Source organism: Nesterenkonia muleiensis (assembly GCF_003600155.1).
In the GTDB taxonomy this organism is placed as follows: Bacteria; Actinomycetota; Actinomycetes; order Actinomycetales; family Micrococcaceae; genus Nesterenkonia; species Nesterenkonia muleiensis.
Genome location: NZ_QWLD01000016.1, coordinates 234,916 through 250,759 on the forward strand (window position 1 = coordinate 234,916; position 15,844 = coordinate 250,759).

Below are 15,844 nucleotides of genomic sequence, written 5' to 3' on the forward strand. Positions count from 1 at the left end.
TTTGACGAAACCGGGGTAGTCGCCACGTGGCGAACGGGCTGCAGAACCATCGACATTGGCTGTCGCCATCGTTAGAAACAGGGAATGCGTGATGAACCGGTGCATGTGACGGTCGATGCAACCTGCACCTTGTCGTTGGTCCCTCAGCGGGCTCACCAATGAACTCGCGTACCCTCTCCTGAGAGATTGGAGCTGGGCACTCAGCCAGTCAGGGCAATAGTCCCGGATAGAAATCAGGCGAAGTCATCAAAGTCTACTCCTTGATGTCTTCGAAATGCTCAATAGCACTGGAAATGTCGTAGTCACGGGAACCGTCGTCGTTCACACGGTGACACGCGACACTACCACCGTCGGGCATGATGCGAATGGCTGGTCGCTCCTGCACACAGGTTTCTAAGGCGAAGGGACAGCGGCTGGCGAAGGGACAACCCTTAGTTTGGTTCTCCTGGCTGGGTGGCTCACCTCTTACTTGAATACGGTCCTTGGTAGTTGTCTTAACAGAAGGTAAAGCGCCAAGTAGAGCGACCGCATAGGGATGTTTGGGCTTGGCGAAGATCCCAGCGGCCGAGGCCTCCTCCATGATCTGGCCGAAGTAGAGTACGATCACCCTGTCTGCGATGAACTGCACCACGGAGAGGTCATGGGAGATGAAGATAGTAGCCACCTGGTGCTCCTGCTGCAACTGCTTCATAGAATTGAGCACTTGCGCTTGGACAGAAACATCCAGAGCCGAAACTGCCTCATCGGCTATTAGAACCTCCGGCCGGTTGATCAGCGCGCGCGCTATACTGATCCTCTGCCGTTGACCACCCGAGAACTCGTGAGGGAAACGGTCTAGGTAGCTCACGCTCAGCCCCACCGACTCGATTGCCTCCTCTACCCGGGAACGAATCTCACCGCGAACAAGTCCGTGGGGGCGGAGCGGCTCGGCTAAGGAGCGGCGGATCTTCCAGCGAGGGTTGAAGGACCCGAAGGGGTCCTGGAAGACCATCTGGCGTAAGCCGGGAATCTTTTTGGTATCCGAATCGGAGTCAGAGGCGTAGGTAACAGCTCCTTCAGTGACTGGCGCCATACCTAACAAAGCCTTGCCGATTGTAGACTTCCCTGACCCGGACTCACCCACGAGGCCGATTGTCTCTCCGGCCTCGATAAAGAACGAGACATCGTCAATAGCCACAACGTTGCGTCTACCTCTCAGCGGGTAGTGGACCGAAAGGTTTTCCACTATTAGAGGGGGCGTCTTTTCCTCGCCCCTTGTGCGCTGTCTCTCACGCATATTCATGCTGAGGCCACTCCCTCAACACGGTCGGCCAAGCGGTGACATCGGGTAGCATGCTCACCGCTAGTACGGTAAAGCGGAATATGATTACTGCTGCAGTCCTCCTGCGCCACCTGACATCGGTCAGCGAAGCGACATCCGGTAAAATGGGTGCCAGGCTGGGGCACTGTACCCGAGATGGTGGGCAGCACCTCGGAACCGATGTTATTCTCCGGAAGACAGTTCAGTAGCGCTACGGTGTAAGGATGTTGCGGGTCATCGAGCACGTGGCGCATATTGTTGCTGCGCTCCACAACCTGACCGGCGTACATTACCAGGATCTCATCGCAGGTTTCAGCCACCACTCCGAAGTCATGAGTGATGAACAGTATAGCGGCCCCCTCCTCTTTGCAGAGCTCAACAATAAGTTGGAGAATCTCAGCCTGAATTGTCACGTCGAGCGCAGTGGTGGGCTCGTCAGCGATGAGCACCTTCGGACGGCATGACATGGCCATGGCGATCATGGCCCGTTGCCGCATACCTCCCGACAATTCGTACGGAAAGCGACCAAGAAAGCTAGCGGGGCTTGAGATCCCTACGCGCTTGAGTAAGGCAATTGCTCTAGCCTGGGCGTCCTTGCGGCTCAAACCGAGGTGGATGCGCATCGGCTCGCAGATTTGAAACCCCACGGTAAAGGAAGGATTCATGGAAGACATCGGGTCCTGAAAGATCACTGCGATTTCCGAGCCTTGGAGCGAGCGAAGCTGCTTCTTTGGCAAGTCAAGGTAGTCCTTGCCCTGAAAAGTGACTTCTCCACTCACCTTGGCTTCCTTCTTGTCGAGCAGACCCATGAGCGCCAGCGAGATGGTGGACTTGCCGCAGCCCGACTCGCCAACTAGCCCACAGATCTTTCCGCGTTGCAGATCAAGGGAGACGTTCTCCACCACAGGAATGAGCTTGCGGCCGGCGCCAATGTACGACACCGATAGATTTCGTACGCTCAGAACTGGGCTATTTGGCCGGGTCAGCTTTGTGTTCATAGTCTTATCCTCAGTCCTCGTAGTAGAGCTCATGGAGGCGTGGGACGACGCTCACATAGTTGTAATAACCGCTCAGGTTCGAGCTGTGCGCCACGGTCACGTCAGGGGCATAGAGATAGATCCAGGGGACATCCTCGGCGAGGATGGCCTGGGCCTCGCTCCAGAGCTCCGCTTGGATTTCCTCATCCTCAAACTCAGCAGTTCGGACAATCTCGTCGAACTCCGGGTTCTCGTAGTTGGAGAAGTTGGCCGCGCCCTCGGAATCCAGCAACCAGCCAAAGTGATACTGGGGCTGGTTAATGTAGGAAAGCCAGTTCCCTATCAACGCCTGCGAATCAAAAAACTGCTCCTCGTACTGGGAACTGTTCAGAGTTTGGACACTCATGTCGATGCCGACCTCTGCATATGCATCCTGCAGAATAGTTGCAGTGTCTGCGGCGAAGGGATCTCCATTGTTAACTATGGCATCGAAAGAGATGTCCCCTTCAGAATAGCCAGCCTGCTCCAACACCTCTCGAGCCATACTCGGATCATATTCGTACTCCCAGACCTCTGAGGCGTAGTGGGGGGTAATCGGGGAGATGGCCGATTCGAGCCTCTGGCCGTATCCCATTAGTACTGAATCAATGACTTCCTCGTAAGGAGTAGCCCAAGCAAGAGCCTGCCTCACAGCGACATCGTCGAAGGGCTCAACCTGCACGTTCAAGGAGAGCCACTCTGTATTGCCGGCATCAGCGGCAATGACCTCAATATTTTCATCATCTTCGAGATCAGCGAGGTTCTGCGGCGGAATTGAAATAATCAGCTGAACATCATCCTGCTGAAGCTGTTGGATCTGGGTGGTCATTTCTGACACAAAACGGAGTGTGAACTGCTGGATAGCCGGCTCCTCTCCCCAGTAATCAGGATTTGCAGTCAGCACAGCCTCCGAGGAAGGGTCCCAGGATTCTAAGATGTAGGGGCCAGAGCCCGCTGCGTTGCTAGCCAGATAGGAGTCGATGTCATCAACCTCGTTCTCCAAGTACGCACTGTCCATAATGGACATCATGCCGAAGTAGTCGGGTAGGACAGGTTGCGGCGTATGCAGCTGGAACTCGACGGTGTGCTCGTCGATAGCCTCGACGCTCTCGATATTCGCCAGCTGATAAAGCGAACTGAGCTCGAAGCCCTCGAAGGACCAGAGCACATCAGCGGCAGTGAACTCGTTCCCAGACTGGAAGGTAACATCGTTGCGAAGGTTGAAAGTCCAGGTAAGGTCGTCTTCGCTGACCTCCCAGGACTCAGCCAACGCCGGGTCGTACTCCCCATCGACCTGGTTACCGTCCTCCCCAATGTGATTGGTAACGAGGGTATTGTAGGAGGCAAGCAAGATAGTATTGGGCACTGCACCATGGGCAGCTCTCGGATCAAGAGTGGCTCCACCATCAGTGAATGCCAGGGTGGCCGTATTTCCAACTACACCGGAATCGCCACCAGGACTGATCTCGGAATCGTCACCACAGGCACTCATCAACAGTGCCGCAAGGGCCAAACTGGCAAATATTCTAATATTTACTTTAGTCATAATTTTAATCCTTTTATTGAACGAATGAAATAATATTTAAAAGTGGATTTTATTATAATTTATATCGAGGATCAAAGACATCTCTTAACGTGTCACCTAATAGATTAAAGCTCAGAACTAATATAGCTATAGTAAATCCAGGAAAAAAGGTTATCCACCATTGCCCAGAGAGAATATAGTGCCTACCCTCAGAGACCATGAGACCCCATTCTGCATCCGGAGGTTGTGCCCCGAGACCAATAAAGCTGAGTGCCGAAACGTTAAGAATAGCGAAACCTAGAGCTAATGTGAGCTGCACTAAGATAGGGCTAATGCAGTTAGGAAGAACATGAGTGAACATAATCCGAAGGCTGCTAATACCTGATATCCTAGCTGCATAAATGAACTCGCTCTCCTTCATGCTCAGGACCGTGGAGTAGGTAACGCGAGCGAAAGGGGCAATAGCGCCAAAGGCTATTGCTATCACGGTGGTCCAGAACCCTGGACCAATAGCGGCGGCGATACTCATAGCGAGAATTAAATCCGGAAAAGAAAATAAAATGTCTATAAATCGGTTTATAATATTTCTAGTATAACCGGGGAAATATCCAGACACAAGGCCGAGAGTTACACCAAATATTGCCGATCCAAAAACAGCCAAGGCGGCCGCTGAAAGTGTAATACGACCGCCATTGATGACACGAGAGAAAATATCGCGCCCAAAGCTATCGGTGCCGAAATAAAACTCAGCTGAGGGTGCATTGAGTGCAGACATTGCGTCACGCGCGCTCGGTTCATGGGTCTGGATCCACGAGGCGAAGATAGAAGCGATTACTGCAATAAGGATCACCATAGCTCCAACAATGGCGAGGGGATTGCGCAACGCCCATTTCAAGGCAGAGCTAAATCGGATACTGGAGGCAGCAATTCTCGCGGTTCCGAGCCTTGGTGTTGTCACTACCGGATCTCTCATCAGACTCCCCTTGTTTTCGGGTCGACGATCATCTGGGCCACATCGGCCAACAAATTTACAAAAATGAACAACCCCGCAGTAAGCACCATTACTGTCTGGACGGGCGCGTAGTCATTGGCGTTAACCGCTGTGTAGATATAGCTGCCGATGCCGGGCCACCCGAAGATCACCTCAACAACTACTGCACCAGCAAGCAGATACCCCAATTGCATGGCGGAAATAGTGAAGATCGCCGGTGACGCATTCTTCAAAGCATGTCCACGAATGATAAAGCTAGGTGAAACGCCCTTAGCCCTTGCAGAGCGAATATAATCGCGTCGAAGGACATCCAGCATTGCGGAGCGAGTCATACGCGAGATGACAGCGACGCCAACTAGGCCAAGGGCAAAGGTGGGCAGTACCAGGTGTTGAGCAGCCATGATTGCGGTCCCCCACTCGCCCTGCAGAATCGCATCGAGTACGTAAAGGCCGGTGATACGCTCCGGGACATAGGCGTTAGCACTTAACCTTCCAGATGGGGCGGGCGCCACCTGCAGCTGAACATAAAAAATCTGGATGAGCTGAATGCCCAGCCAAAAGCTAGGAACAGAGAGCCCAACGAGGGCACCCACGCGAAGCAGCAGGTCCAGGGTGCCACCTGCCCGGGTCGCCTGCAGCATACCAATAGGTATGCCGATAACCAGAGCGAAGATGAATGCCCATAATGCTAGCTCAATAGTGGCTGGCAAGCGATTTCCCAAATCCTCCACCACAGGACGACTGGTGTGCCAAGCGATACCAAAATCTAGACGAAATAGATTCCAGATGTAATTCAAAAACTGCATCCACAACGGATCGTTTAACCCCATCTGCTCTCGCAAGGCCTCCAACTGGAGTTCACTCGCTTGGGTTCCGAGGACGGCGCGAGCAGGGTCCCCCGGCAGAACTCGGTTGACGAGAAAGGCAAGAGTAGCTACACCTAGCAAAGTAGGAATGGTACTTATCACCCGCTGTAGAATCATGATCGTCGGTAGCATGATTTTCTCCTCATCCTTCATGCCAGCTAAGGGTCAGACTCTTGCAGGCTCAGCAAGAAATTTGTGCCACTCGAAAACCGATTCCATCTCGGCTGCTACCTTCAAGATCAGATCCTCCCTGAAAAGTCCCCCCACCAGTTGCGCACCCACAGGAAGTCCATTCGAATCGAAATGAACAGGCAAGCTAATCGCGGGAAGCCCCGACATGTTGCACAAGCTTGTAAATGCGCAATCGCGTCCGAGGAGCGTGTTCTTCCAGACCCCAAGGTGAGCCTTATCCCTCACATCGTCATAGACTTCCCCCACTCGACTTGCCAAACTCGCCATAGTGGGAGTGACCAGGAGGTCGAAATCACGCCCCCACTGTGCCACGATTCGCCGAGACTCAAACTGCATCCTAAAAGCAAGATCTACATACTGGCCAGCATGCGCGCTCTCCGCGCGACTGCGCCATGTCTTGACATACGAGTCTGCTTTTTCGGGTTCGTCTAATGGAGTAGCCCAGGACGCAGCCCCGAGCAACAGATCTCCGAATCCATCGACAAGCTCAGGGCTGAACACTTCTGGTTCAACAGGGAACACAGTATGACCCGTGCCTTCTAGTTCAGTGGCAAGTCGTTTTGCGGCATCGACATTTTGGGGGTCGACATAAACATCAATAGGCGCCTCAGTCATAAGACCAATTCTGAGACGTCTAACCGGTCTATATAATGTATCTAAATATGTTTCATTTGGTATCGGTGGCGCATAACATGCGAGGGGATCTGGGACACTAAGAATATCAAGCAGTGCAGCCGTATCTTCCACGGTGCGAGTTATCACGCCGTCAGTAACGGCATCTTCCATACTTCTGATTATCGGGGTGATGCGACTCCTCGTAGGCTTGAGACCTATCAAGCCGGTCAGTGAGGCAGGAATTCGAGTGGAACCGGCTCCATCTGAGGCATGCGCTAATGGCGCAAGTCCTCCAGCTACAGCTGAAGATGCACCCCCAGATGATCCGCCTGAAGTGTAATCGATATTCCAAGGGTTTCGCGTTTTGCCAAACCTCACGTTCTCAGAAACACTCAATAGGCCAAGTTCCGGTGCATTGCTATGCCCCATAAGAACAAACCCAGCCTGTTCAAGGCGTTCTACGGCTGGCACACTGAAGTCCGAGAGCCTCTCCCTGACTCCGTATGATGCGTTGCTGAATGGCTGACCTTGCACTGGACTAAGGCACTTAATAGGTATCGGGACTCCTTCAAACTGGCGCGCCTTGCCACTGGTGATTCGGCGATCCGCTTCATGCGCGCGATTCATGACATCTTCGTCATCAAGCCAAATAATGGAATTAATGTCACCGTCAATCTCGTGTATTCGTTTCAGATAATACTCCGCTGCTTCAATTGCTGACACATCTCTGCTTCTCAATTTGTCTCTTAATTCATGTGCAGTCAGTGACGGTTTTAACATTAAAATATCTTTCTTTTATTTATTAATCTGATATAGGTCGCTTTGGTTCAAGTTTTAATGTTCGTTCCAGTTAACATTTTATCTAACTAATGAAGGCCACTTTCATTTATATATAATAGCCTTTTATTGACAAACTCATCCATTCCTAGCGGGCCAAGCTCACGACCGAAGCCGGACCGTTTAATGCCTCCAAAGGGCATGTCAGGCGCTCCCGACTCCCCAATATTCACCTTTGCCATGCCACATTCCAGCTGCTGAGCTATTTCGCAGGCCAACTCTTGATCCTCAGAGAACACAGCTCCTCCCAGTCCATAGGGCGAGCTGTTAGCGATAGCTAATGCTTCTTCAGCGGTCTTCACACGATAGAGCGATATCACTGGCCCAAAGACTTCCTCATGATAGATATCCATCTCCGGCCCTATCCCCGACAGGACAGTCGGTTCCATCCATGCTCCAGGCTGGTCCGGCCTACCACCTCCTACGTGAAGCACCGCACCTTGTTCCACTGCGTGTCTGACCTGCCGATGAACCCTCTGTGCGGCCACCTCCGAAGAGAGTGGTGAATAACTGTTTCTAGCAGGGGCTAGCTGATCGCCTGGAAACATTTCCGAAGCAGCTTTGCTGACATGGTCGACAAACTCATCGAAAATGTCATCATGAACAAGTAGCCTCTTATTGGAAGTACACGATTGACCCATATTCTGCATTCGCTGATTGAATGCCTGTAGGGCAACACTTTGAACGTTTTTGGCATCGAGATAGATATGCGCATCTGATCCACCGAGTTCCAGTACCACCTTCTTCAGATTCCGCCCAGCAACCTCAGCGATCGCCGAACCAGCACGTTCGGAACCCGTAACAGAAATTCCCTGAACCCGAGAGTCGCTAATCACAGTCTCCACCTGCTCATGAGTGGCAAAGATGTTTTGATATACTCCTTGAGGCAAGCCGCTATGCTTCAAGAGACCTTCTACCGCTAAGGAGGCTTGAGGACATATCTCTGCATGCTTCAGGAGGATGACGTTTCCTAGAATAAGATTAGGAGCCGCAAAACGTGCTATCTGATAATAAGGAAAGTTCCAGGGCATTATGCCCAAAATCACACCTAAGGGCCTCGATTGTATGATCGCTTTATGGCCACCTTTATTCTTGATTAGCTTATCCGCAACCAAGTCCTCAGCGTTGTCAGCGAAGTACCGGAAGATCAGTCCGCAAAATTTGACTTCTCCCTGCGCGGCAGGTAGTGACTTCCCCATTTCTCTCGTAGCGATTGCTGCGAGCTCTTTCTGCCTCTCATCGAAGGAGTCGGCGATCTGGTATGCAATATCAGCACGCTCCTTCATACCCAAGCGTGACCAAGACTCATAGGCTTCCTGAGATTTATCTAAGACAACCTGAAGAGATTCATTTCTTAAATATTCAAAGCGTTTTTCTATTTCATTAGATGAAGGGTTTTGTGTACGAAAACCTTTTTCTTCTGTTATTTGTAAATTATTCAAGATTTAACCTTTTTCGCCAATTTTGCATTTATTTTCCATTAAAAATTGGGTATAAATATTACATAAATATATAATGCAGCTCATTTTCTCACCGTACTTCACATATTCTTAGAGGACGATCACTTGGCGCCCAGCAATTTCAGCATTTCAGCGGCAAATTCGGCAGCTGCGTAACGAGCGTGCACAACTTGAACCCCCGTCTTTTCCGCAAGAAAATTTCTTTGTTCTCTTGTGTAACCCATGCAGTCTAATATTATTAGATCAGATCCATTTTCCTTGAATTTCCTCCCTACTTCAAGAAAGTTATAAATATTTTCTGCGTATGGAGAGCAGTTTTGAACTTGTAGTTTTCTAATCGAGGGCAGTCGGGAAAACTTTTCTTCAACTAATCCGATCTGTTCAGGAAGAGGACAAATAATGCTCACTCTGTTGTATTTTTCTGCTAGTTCTCTAACTGTGTAATACACCGCGTGCCCTGAAACTATGAGAGGCTTAGAATGAGGAATCTCCGAGAATTCTCCTGTGCAGGCAATCAGAATCGCATCGCACTTGTCTTCCACTTCCAGCTTCTGCACCGCAATTGTCGTACGAGAGGAGACCAACGCTTTGCTGACCACAACACTCTCTCCGCTCCTGAGCTTTGTCACGAGTCCAGGAGCATCCCCCACAGCTTTGCTCGAATAGATCTCATCTTCGGATGTATCGTCAAGAGCGCCTCGTTCAATAAGTTGAATGCCTGGCAAGAGACTTCTTAACTCGCTCATCATACTCACCCTTGGTGTTTGTCCTACTGAAATAATTCCCATTCTAGGATTCTCATACGATATTTTGTTTGTTAAAGAAAATTTGATCACTTCACGAATTTTTGATGCGTCGACTAGGTCGATTTTTTCTTTCATTCCTGCTTTCTCCTTGATTCAGGTCCCGATTGGAAGTATCGGGCTGTCAAGGCGGGCCAAAGGTCCGGCTACTTTGACGGAAATCCGTATGTTTTGTTGAGTGCTATACGACATTGGAGACTCCGATACGTCAACAACTTCAACTAGCAGAGGATCTGCTCCCGCTTCGATAGCTTTGTCGATTGCAGCCCTAGAGGCTGCATCAATCGCCACTTTGCGCTCCTCGAAATTGCTGACCTGCTGAGCACGGCCTCCCACCAGGGATAATGCGGCCCCAACAGCGTTGGCCACACCTCCATGTTTGGGGTACACGATTCCTTCTACGCCAGTTAGACCTTCTGGAACCAAAAAACCACCTCCACCAACGATAACGAGCGGAAGGTTTGCTTTTCCGTGAGAGAGGCGGTCGACCGCGTCTTGTATACGTTCATGGGCATTGATCAGGGCACACTGCATAGCTTGTCCTGTGCCAGAACTCAAATGAGAGCTGATTTTCTGACGCTCCTTTCTGCTCAAGATATTCGTCTTGACTCCACAGGCAACTGCTGCGTCAGTGAGAGTGGGGGTGGATCCGCCGAAGATCAGTGCTTCAGTGTGAAGGTGATGCCCAACGGAGCCAGAACCAATATCTCCGGTGCTGGGATCAATGCGAGTGCCCCCACCAACTCCGATGCTGATGATGTCCGGCATTCGGAAATTCGTACGTACCCCACCGATCTCCCGAGGCAGTGTCGATTCTCGGGGGAATCCACCGGTCACCACGCCTAAGTCACTCGTAGTGCCCCCTACGTCGACAACGATCGCGTCTGTGACTCCGGAGAGCAAGGCTGCACCGCGAATGGAATTAGCCGGCCCAGAACCAATGGTCAGCACTGGGAAACGTGCAGCATAGTTCACTGCCATAAGCGTGCCATCATTCTGGGCAAAGTAGACCGAGGAGTTCTCTAGGCCTTGTTCGTCGACGACAGTCATGAGGCCCTGAGTTACACTCTTAGCTACTCCATACAGCGCAGCATTGATCACTGTGGCGTTCTCCCGCTCAAGCAGACCAATAGCCCCGATATCATGGCTGCGAGAGACCGGCACTGAAAGCCCCAGATGATCGAGGACGATCTCTTCGACTTCCCGCTCCTGCTCCGGGAAGGAAGGGCTGAAGATCCCACAAATGGCGACGGCGTCGATAGGGCCTTTGATGCTATCGAGGAAGCGCCGGATAGAATCCTGATCAAGAGGACTGATCGGCATGCCATCGGCCATGAATCCGCCTGGCAGCACCGCTGATCCAGCAAGAATTGCTTTTCGAAGATCTTCAGGCCAGCCCATCAGCGGAGGAAAGCCCGTTGACGCGGGAGCGCCGAGACGAAGGACCGCAACGCGACCTAGATTCCGGCGATCCACAATTGCGTTAGTGGCGTGAGTGGTGCCCAACATGACTCTGGAGACTCGCGAGCGTTGATCTCCCAGGCTGTCGAGTACGGACTCGAGCGCTGCGCGAATTCCACTGGTTACATCTTCCGTTGTAGCTTCCTTAGTGGAGGTCAGAATGGTGTTGTCCACGTCCAACACCACGGCATCTGTATTCGTCCCTCCCACGTCGATGCCAACAGAGTATCCACCCTGCTCGAACTCGTTCTGAAAATGCGCTGTCATTCAATATCCCCCTGATTATCAGGGCGCATCGTCTGTGCGAGGCGTTTCAACGGTTGGTAATCGATGTCGTAGCCAAATGCCCGAGGGCCGGCAATCTCCAGCCCTCGAGTAGTACGCCACAAGGGATCACTAGGCCAAGCCAACACTGAGATGCGCTGGCCGAAGCGCAACTGTTCGGTAGAGACGGCGTGACCCGTCTCGCTGTCCACAACGGTCACTAAGTCAGGAACACTCGCCAGCACTTCTCCAGCTTCCAGAACCAGGAGATTCTCATTCTGCAGTTCCACCCGAAGCAGCCTGTCGCGCTGTTCTCCAAGACCCGCCACAGTGACCGCGCCCCGGACAAATCCGCCTTCTGTACGGCGCTCAACGTCGACGATTTTACCGGTGATGAACTTCTCCGCGCCGAGACTGCCTACTAGAGAAGAAACGGGATCCTCAGAGTTGAGCAGAACGTGGCCAACCTCGATCACGCGGCTGACTGAGCGTTCGATGACGGCACCGGGAACATGTTCAGCTTTAAGTGGTGAGGCAGCCAGACAGATAGAACCGCTCGCTACGGTCGATGCCCGAACGTGCCTCTCCAGCCATGTAGCGTTAATGGTTCGAATAACCACAACATTGCCTACCACGTCGCTAAGGACGCGGAAGTCGCGAGGCACCCCGGCGACATTCATCGCGACCATCGTTGCTTCGGGGAAGGCTCTACCCATCCCATCGGCGTCGAGGACGTCCAGCCCGAGCTGTGCTGCCCAACCGGCAGGAGCTACTCCGTTACTACCGCCAATCTCGCCAGGCATAACTGCTGTAACAGGCCGGCCGAGAGTCTGTTCAATCTCACGGAGAAGAGTCTCCGGTTGGTGCTCCGCAGAGAGCATCTCCACTCCCACTGTCGGCGCGCCCACTCCCGACATCACTATGACCAGGTCGTCGTCGGTCAGTTCTTCGACCTGGCGCAAACGAACCGTTCCGTGTTTCTCTAACGCAGCCTTCACCACGATCTGTGCACTATCGACTGATCCACCCCCGCCGGTGCCGAAGATTGCCGCCCCAGCAGCTAGCGCACTCACGTCAGAAGCAGCGATGGTCTTATGACCTGTCTGGAGACCATCAAGAGTCGCGAGATCATTGTGTGTGTCGATCACCATTCTTAGAGCTTAGGCAGCAACAGCCTCAGCTCAATGTTGTATTGACACATAAAATAATTACAATTTGTAGTTATGGCACAAATTTTGATCGAAAAGCTCCTTCAGCAGGCGTCGCGACTCGGCATTACACCGATCGCAGGGCCATTGAGAGGAGTACCTGTCTCCGGAGTTGAGATCGCCGAGATCGGTCAACTCAACACGTTGTCTCCCGGAACCCTTGTAGTAGCAGACTTAAAGGAACCACCCCCTTCGTATCGGCTGGACATCGCCGTCCGGCAGGCCAGCGCCCGGCGGCTGGGCGGGCTGGTCCTCCCTGCCGATATGAGCCTCTCGATGACCTCGCAGGATCTAGCAGAGCGCGGAGGCGTCCCCATCCTGTGCGCACCCGGGGTCACGCCTTCTGACCTGGCTGTGGCAGTGGACCGTATGGTGGGCGCCGGTGCCGCCGACACCGTCACCCGGGTGCAGTTCGCGGTCAGCCGCGCACGCGAGGCGGCCCTGAACGAGCCCGAGGAGCCGGTCGAAGTGATTCTCGCCGCAGCTGGCCAGGCTCTCGGGGCCGCCGTGGAGCTCCAGGAGGATCCGGCGGTGAGATGGAGCGAACCGGCCGCCGTGTTCATCGGTGAGGTTCCCCGCGGCAGACTAGTCTGCCGGGCCCCGGCGGAGGACCCGGTCGCCGACGCCGCCCACCTGGCGCTGCCGGTGATCGCCTCGGTGCTCTCCCGGGCGCTGCAACGACAGGTCGAACACCGCTTCGCGCCCAAACAGTCATCAGCAGAGCTCATCGCCCAGCTGGTGCTCGCCGACTCCTCCCGGGTCGAGACTCTGGCTGCGCAAGCCTACGGCCTGGGCTTTCCGGTCCAGCATTCCCACGTGGTCGGCTGGATCAAACCCACCGCCCGCGAGGACGGCTCAGGGCGTCCGCCCAGGGCGCTGCAGTCAGCGGTGGAACTCTACGCACTGGAGCTGTTCGAGTCGCGTGCGGAGCTGTGGCACATCGCCTTCAGCCGCGATGACGCCATTCTGGTCTCCACGGAGCGGCCCGGCTCCGGGGATCACCAGCGCAGGCTGCGGGAAGTGGCCGCCGACATCGCCGACTATGCTCAGACTCTGGCCGGCGAGGACTGGGACGTCACCGTCGGCCTGGGCACCCCGCAGACGGGAGCGGCGGGTCTTCGGCAGTCGGGGACGGAAGCGCACATCGCCGTTGAGACGGCTGTGGCAGGGGGGCGGGCCGGGCATATTCAGGTCACCGATGTCACCGGACTGCGCCGGGTGCTGCTGGACTTCTATGCCTCTCCGACCAGCCGCGAACTGCTCCAGGACATGCTGCGACCGCTGGACGCCCCCGGCAGGGCCAAGGCGGACACTGCGGTGCGCACCCTGCTGGCCTATCTGAGCAACCGAGGCTCACCAGCGAAAGCAGCCGCTGAGCTCAATCTCCATCCCAACGCCGTCAGCTACCGGATCCGGAACATCGAAGACAAGCTTCAGCTCGATCTCAGAGATGCGGACACGCAGTTCGCCCTGCAGCTGGCCTGCCGAGTGCGACTGCTGAGCTGACTATTGTGTTCCTCACACAGATTTTGCCAATCATCTGGTGATCAATCACAAGACTGCACCGGTGATTGCCCCTACTCTGAGGACGAATCAGGAGCACAACGCCCACCCCGAGGAGAGATCCCAATGCCGTATGCGCTCATCGCCTCCGGTCAGATCTACTACGAGACCGACGGCGACCCTGACGCGCTGCCGCTTCTGCTGGTGGAGGGCGGGTTCACCCAGCTGATCGGCTGGGCGCCGGACTTCGTCGAGCAGCTCACCGATGCCGGTTTCTTCGTCATCCGCGCAGACAACCGTGACACCGGGCTCTCCACGCACTTCGGCGGCCCGGAGGATCTCGACGGCGGCTACCAGCTCAAAGATATGGCCGATGACATGATCGCCGTGCTCGACGACGCAGGTGTGGACTCCGCCCACTGCGCCGGTCGCTCGATGGGCGGAATGATCAGCCAGGTGATGGCCCTCGAATATCCGCAGCGGGTACGCAGCCTGGGCCTGTTCTACTCGATCCCGGGACAGGACCCCCGGTACATCCTGCACGGACCGCGGGAGGAGCTGAGCACCCCGCAGCCCCGCTTCTCCGCCGCGGAGCTTCTGGAGCGGGCTCTGGCCGCACACCGGGCTTTCATGCCGCACGGTGATCTCTGGGGGGAGCAGCAGTGGTATGAGGAGGAGACCCGGCGCTACATCGGCGACTCCTACGCCCGGCGGTACTCCCCCGACGGCGCCCCTCGTCAGTGGAACGCCCTCAAACGTGCGCCCGAGCGCCTGGCAAAGCTGAGGTCGGTCACCGTCCCCGCCGCAGTGGTCCATGGCCGCGAGGACCATGTGCTGCACTGGTGCGCCGCAGTGGACATCGCCGAAGCGATACCGTCGGCAGAGCTGCACGTGTATCCGGGAATGGGGCATTTCTTCCCGCCAGCGCTCATCCCGGAATTCGTGCAGATCCTGCGGCGGACCGCTCAGCTGGCTGAGCTCACCATTCCACCCGGCCGGTCGCGGCAAGCTCCCCACTGTCGTTGACGGCAACCGCCTCAGCGGCGTCGTCGTCATCCCTGCCGGCCAGCGTGATGGTCCGGTCCACGAACAGCGGCGCCGTCGCGGTGAACCGGTATCCCGCCGGACACTGGCCCGGATGGTGTGCCAGCACCGCGTCCAACAGCAGAAGCCGGGTCAGCGGTCCGTGCACCAGCAGGTCCTCGAGCCCTTCGGCCTCCCGGGCCCACACACGGTCGTAGTGCACACGGTGGGAGTTGAAGGTGATCGCGGAGAACCGGAAGAGGTGCCGTGAGTCAGGCGTGATGGTGGTGCTCCACCAGGAAAGGTCAATCTCAGCAGGTCTCAGCTTGGCCTCAGGTGCCTCGGCGGGCAGGAAGACGTCATGCCAGATGCTCTCCACGCAGAGCTCACCGTCGACGAGATACTGCCGGTGAATATCGGCGAAGACCAGCCGCCCGCTGGTGCCGGACTTCTCAGTGACCTGCCCCAGGCTGGTGTGCTGCGCCACCGTCTGGCCGATCTGCAGCGGTCGGTGGAAGCGGGTCTCCTCCCCGGCATACAGACGCCGCGGAAGATCAATCCCGGCAAGACCGTCGTCCTGAGGCGTTCCGTCGGGGCGCAGGCCGGCGATCGGGCTGGAGAACGGGAAGTAGAGCCCCTCCCAGCCGGGCGGGAGCGCATCTCCTTCTGCGAGCTCCGGCCGGTCCGGAACGAAGGTGCCACGGTAGTTCTCGGCAGTCGCGGCGTCGATCTGCTGAGTGCGGGCCTGGCTCTGCCGCCCGGTATCAGCCCCACTCATCG

13 protein-coding genes are annotated in these 15,844 nt (G+C 55.1%); 2 read left to right on the forward strand and 11 right to left on the reverse strand.

Annotated elements, in window-relative coordinates; all coding sequences use genetic code 11:
* Positions 1-253: 253 nt before the first annotated feature.
* The 10 genes from DVO78_RS06105 to DVO78_RS06150 all read right to left on the reverse strand — a co-directional run bounded on the left by DVO78_RS06105 (position 254) and on the right by DVO78_RS06150 (position 12,481).
* Entirely contained in the window at positions 254-1,282 is a 1,029-nt protein-coding gene (locus DVO78_RS06105) for an oligopeptide/dipeptide ABC transporter ATP-binding protein (protein WP_202912100.1), read from the reverse strand.
* Entirely contained in the window at positions 1,279-2,298 is a 1,020-nt protein-coding gene (locus tag DVO78_RS06110) for an ABC transporter ATP-binding protein (protein WP_162301571.1), read from the reverse strand. The genes DVO78_RS06105 and DVO78_RS06110 overlap by 4 nt, the downstream gene beginning before the upstream one ends.
* Before the next feature lie 10 nt (positions 2,299-2,308).
* Positions 2,309-3,862 (reverse strand): ABC transporter substrate-binding protein, encoded by a 1,554-nt coding sequence (locus DVO78_RS06115; protein WP_120003918.1) that lies wholly within the window; start codon positions 3,860-3,862, stop codon positions 2,309-2,311.
* Positions 3,863-3,914: 52 nt separating this feature from the next.
* Positions 3,915-4,814 (reverse strand): ABC transporter permease, encoded by a 900-nt coding sequence (locus DVO78_RS06120; protein ID WP_120003919.1) that lies wholly within the window; start codon positions 4,812-4,814, stop codon positions 3,915-3,917.
* Entirely contained in the window at positions 4,814-5,851 is a 1,038-nt protein-coding gene (locus tag DVO78_RS06125) for an ABC transporter permease (RefSeq protein WP_120003920.1), read from the reverse strand. The genes DVO78_RS06120 and DVO78_RS06125 overlap by 1 nt, the downstream gene beginning before the upstream one ends.
* A gap of 12 nt (positions 5,852-5,863) precedes the next feature.
* Positions 5,864-7,285: an amidase gene (locus tag DVO78_RS06130; RefSeq protein ID WP_120003921.1), complete on the reverse strand. Its 1,422-nt coding sequence runs from the start codon at positions 7,283-7,285 to the stop codon at positions 5,864-5,866.
* A gap of 86 nt (positions 7,286-7,371) precedes the next feature.
* The gene (locus DVO78_RS06135) at positions 7,372-8,784 is read right to left on the reverse strand and encodes an NAD-dependent succinate-semialdehyde dehydrogenase (RefSeq protein ID WP_238385166.1); all 1,413 of its coding nucleotides are present in this window, start codon (positions 8,782-8,784) and stop codon (positions 7,372-7,374) included.
* Between the two features lie 119 nt (positions 8,785-8,903).
* On the reverse strand, positions 8,904-9,683 hold the full coding sequence (locus DVO78_RS06140; protein ID WP_120003922.1) for an AroM family protein: 780 nt from the start codon (positions 9,681-9,683) through the stop codon (positions 8,904-8,906).
* An 18-nt stretch (positions 9,684-9,701) separates the two neighbouring features.
* Entirely contained in the window at positions 9,702-11,333 is a 1,632-nt protein-coding gene (locus DVO78_RS06145; RefSeq protein WP_120003923.1) for a hydantoinase/oxoprolinase N-terminal domain-containing protein, read from the reverse strand.
* Positions 11,330-12,481, reverse strand: coding sequence for a DUF917 domain-containing protein (locus tag DVO78_RS06150; protein WP_120003924.1), 1,152 nt, complete (start codon positions 12,479-12,481; stop codon positions 11,330-11,332). Before DVO78_RS06150 ends, DVO78_RS06145 begins: the two co-directional genes overlap by 4 nt.
* Before the next feature lie 72 nt (positions 12,482-12,553).
* Between DVO78_RS06150 and DVO78_RS06155 the strand changes: the two genes are divergently transcribed.
* Positions 12,554-14,044 carry a PucR family transcriptional regulator gene (locus DVO78_RS06155; RefSeq protein ID WP_120003925.1) on the forward strand — a complete coding sequence of 497 codons (1,491 nt, stop codon included), beginning with the start codon at positions 12,554-12,556 and terminating at the stop codon, positions 14,042-14,044.
* Between the two features lie 123 nt (positions 14,045-14,167).
* The gene (locus DVO78_RS06160) at positions 14,168-15,067 is read left to right on the forward strand and encodes an alpha/beta fold hydrolase (protein ID WP_120003926.1); all 900 of its coding nucleotides are present in this window, start codon (positions 14,168-14,170) and stop codon (positions 15,065-15,067) included.
* Here the strand turns inward: DVO78_RS06160 and DVO78_RS06165 are convergent.
* Complete coding sequence (locus tag DVO78_RS06165; RefSeq protein WP_120003927.1) at positions 15,021-15,842, reverse strand: FAS1-like dehydratase domain-containing protein; 822 nt, start codon at positions 15,840-15,842, stop codon at positions 15,021-15,023. The genes DVO78_RS06160 and DVO78_RS06165 overlap by 47 nt on opposite strands.
* Between the last annotated feature and the right edge of the window lie 2 nt (positions 15,843-15,844).

Excerpts from the sequence above, each read along its gene's own strand:
- DVO78_RS06150 (WP_120003924.1), bottom strand. The coding sequence starts at position 12,481 with ATGGTGATCGACACACACAATGATCTCGCGACTCTTGATGGTCTCCAG.
- DVO78_RS06115 (WP_120003918.1), bottom strand. The coding sequence starts at position 3,862 with ATGACTAAAGTAAATATTAGAATATTTGCCAGTTTGGCCCTTGCGGCA.
- DVO78_RS06105 (WP_202912100.1), bottom strand. The coding sequence starts at position 1,282 with ATGAATATGCGTGAGAGACAGCGCACAAGGGGCGAGGAAAAGACGCCC.
- DVO78_RS06130 (WP_120003921.1), bottom strand. The coding sequence starts at position 7,285 with ATGTTAAAACCGTCACTGACTGCACATGAATTAAGAGACAAATTGAGA.
- DVO78_RS06110 (WP_162301571.1), bottom strand. The coding sequence starts at position 2,298 with ATGAACACAAAGCTGACCCGGCCAAATAGCCCAGTTCTGAGCGTACGA.
- DVO78_RS06160 (WP_120003926.1), top strand. The coding sequence starts at position 14,168 with ATGCCGTATGCGCTCATCGCCTCCGGTCAGATCTACTACGAGACCGAC.
- DVO78_RS06155 (WP_120003925.1), top strand. The coding sequence starts at position 12,554 with ATGGCACAAATTTTGATCGAAAAGCTCCTTCAGCAGGCGTCGCGACTC.
- DVO78_RS06140 (WP_120003922.1), bottom strand. The coding sequence starts at position 9,683 with ATGAAAGAAAAAATCGACCTAGTCGACGCATCAAAAATTCGTGAAGTG.
- DVO78_RS06145 (WP_120003923.1), bottom strand. The coding sequence starts at position 11,333 with ATGACAGCGCATTTTCAGAACGAGTTCGAGCAGGGTGGATACTCTGTT.
- DVO78_RS06120 (WP_120003919.1), bottom strand. The coding sequence starts at position 4,814 with ATGAGAGATCCGGTAGTGACAACACCAAGGCTCGGAACCGCGAGAATT.
- DVO78_RS06125 (WP_120003920.1), bottom strand. The coding sequence starts at position 5,851 with ATGAAGGATGAGGAGAAAATCATGCTACCGACGATCATGATTCTACAG.
- DVO78_RS06165 (WP_120003927.1), bottom strand. The coding sequence starts at position 15,842 with ATGAGTGGGGCTGATACCGGGCGGCAGAGCCAGGCCCGCACTCAGCAG.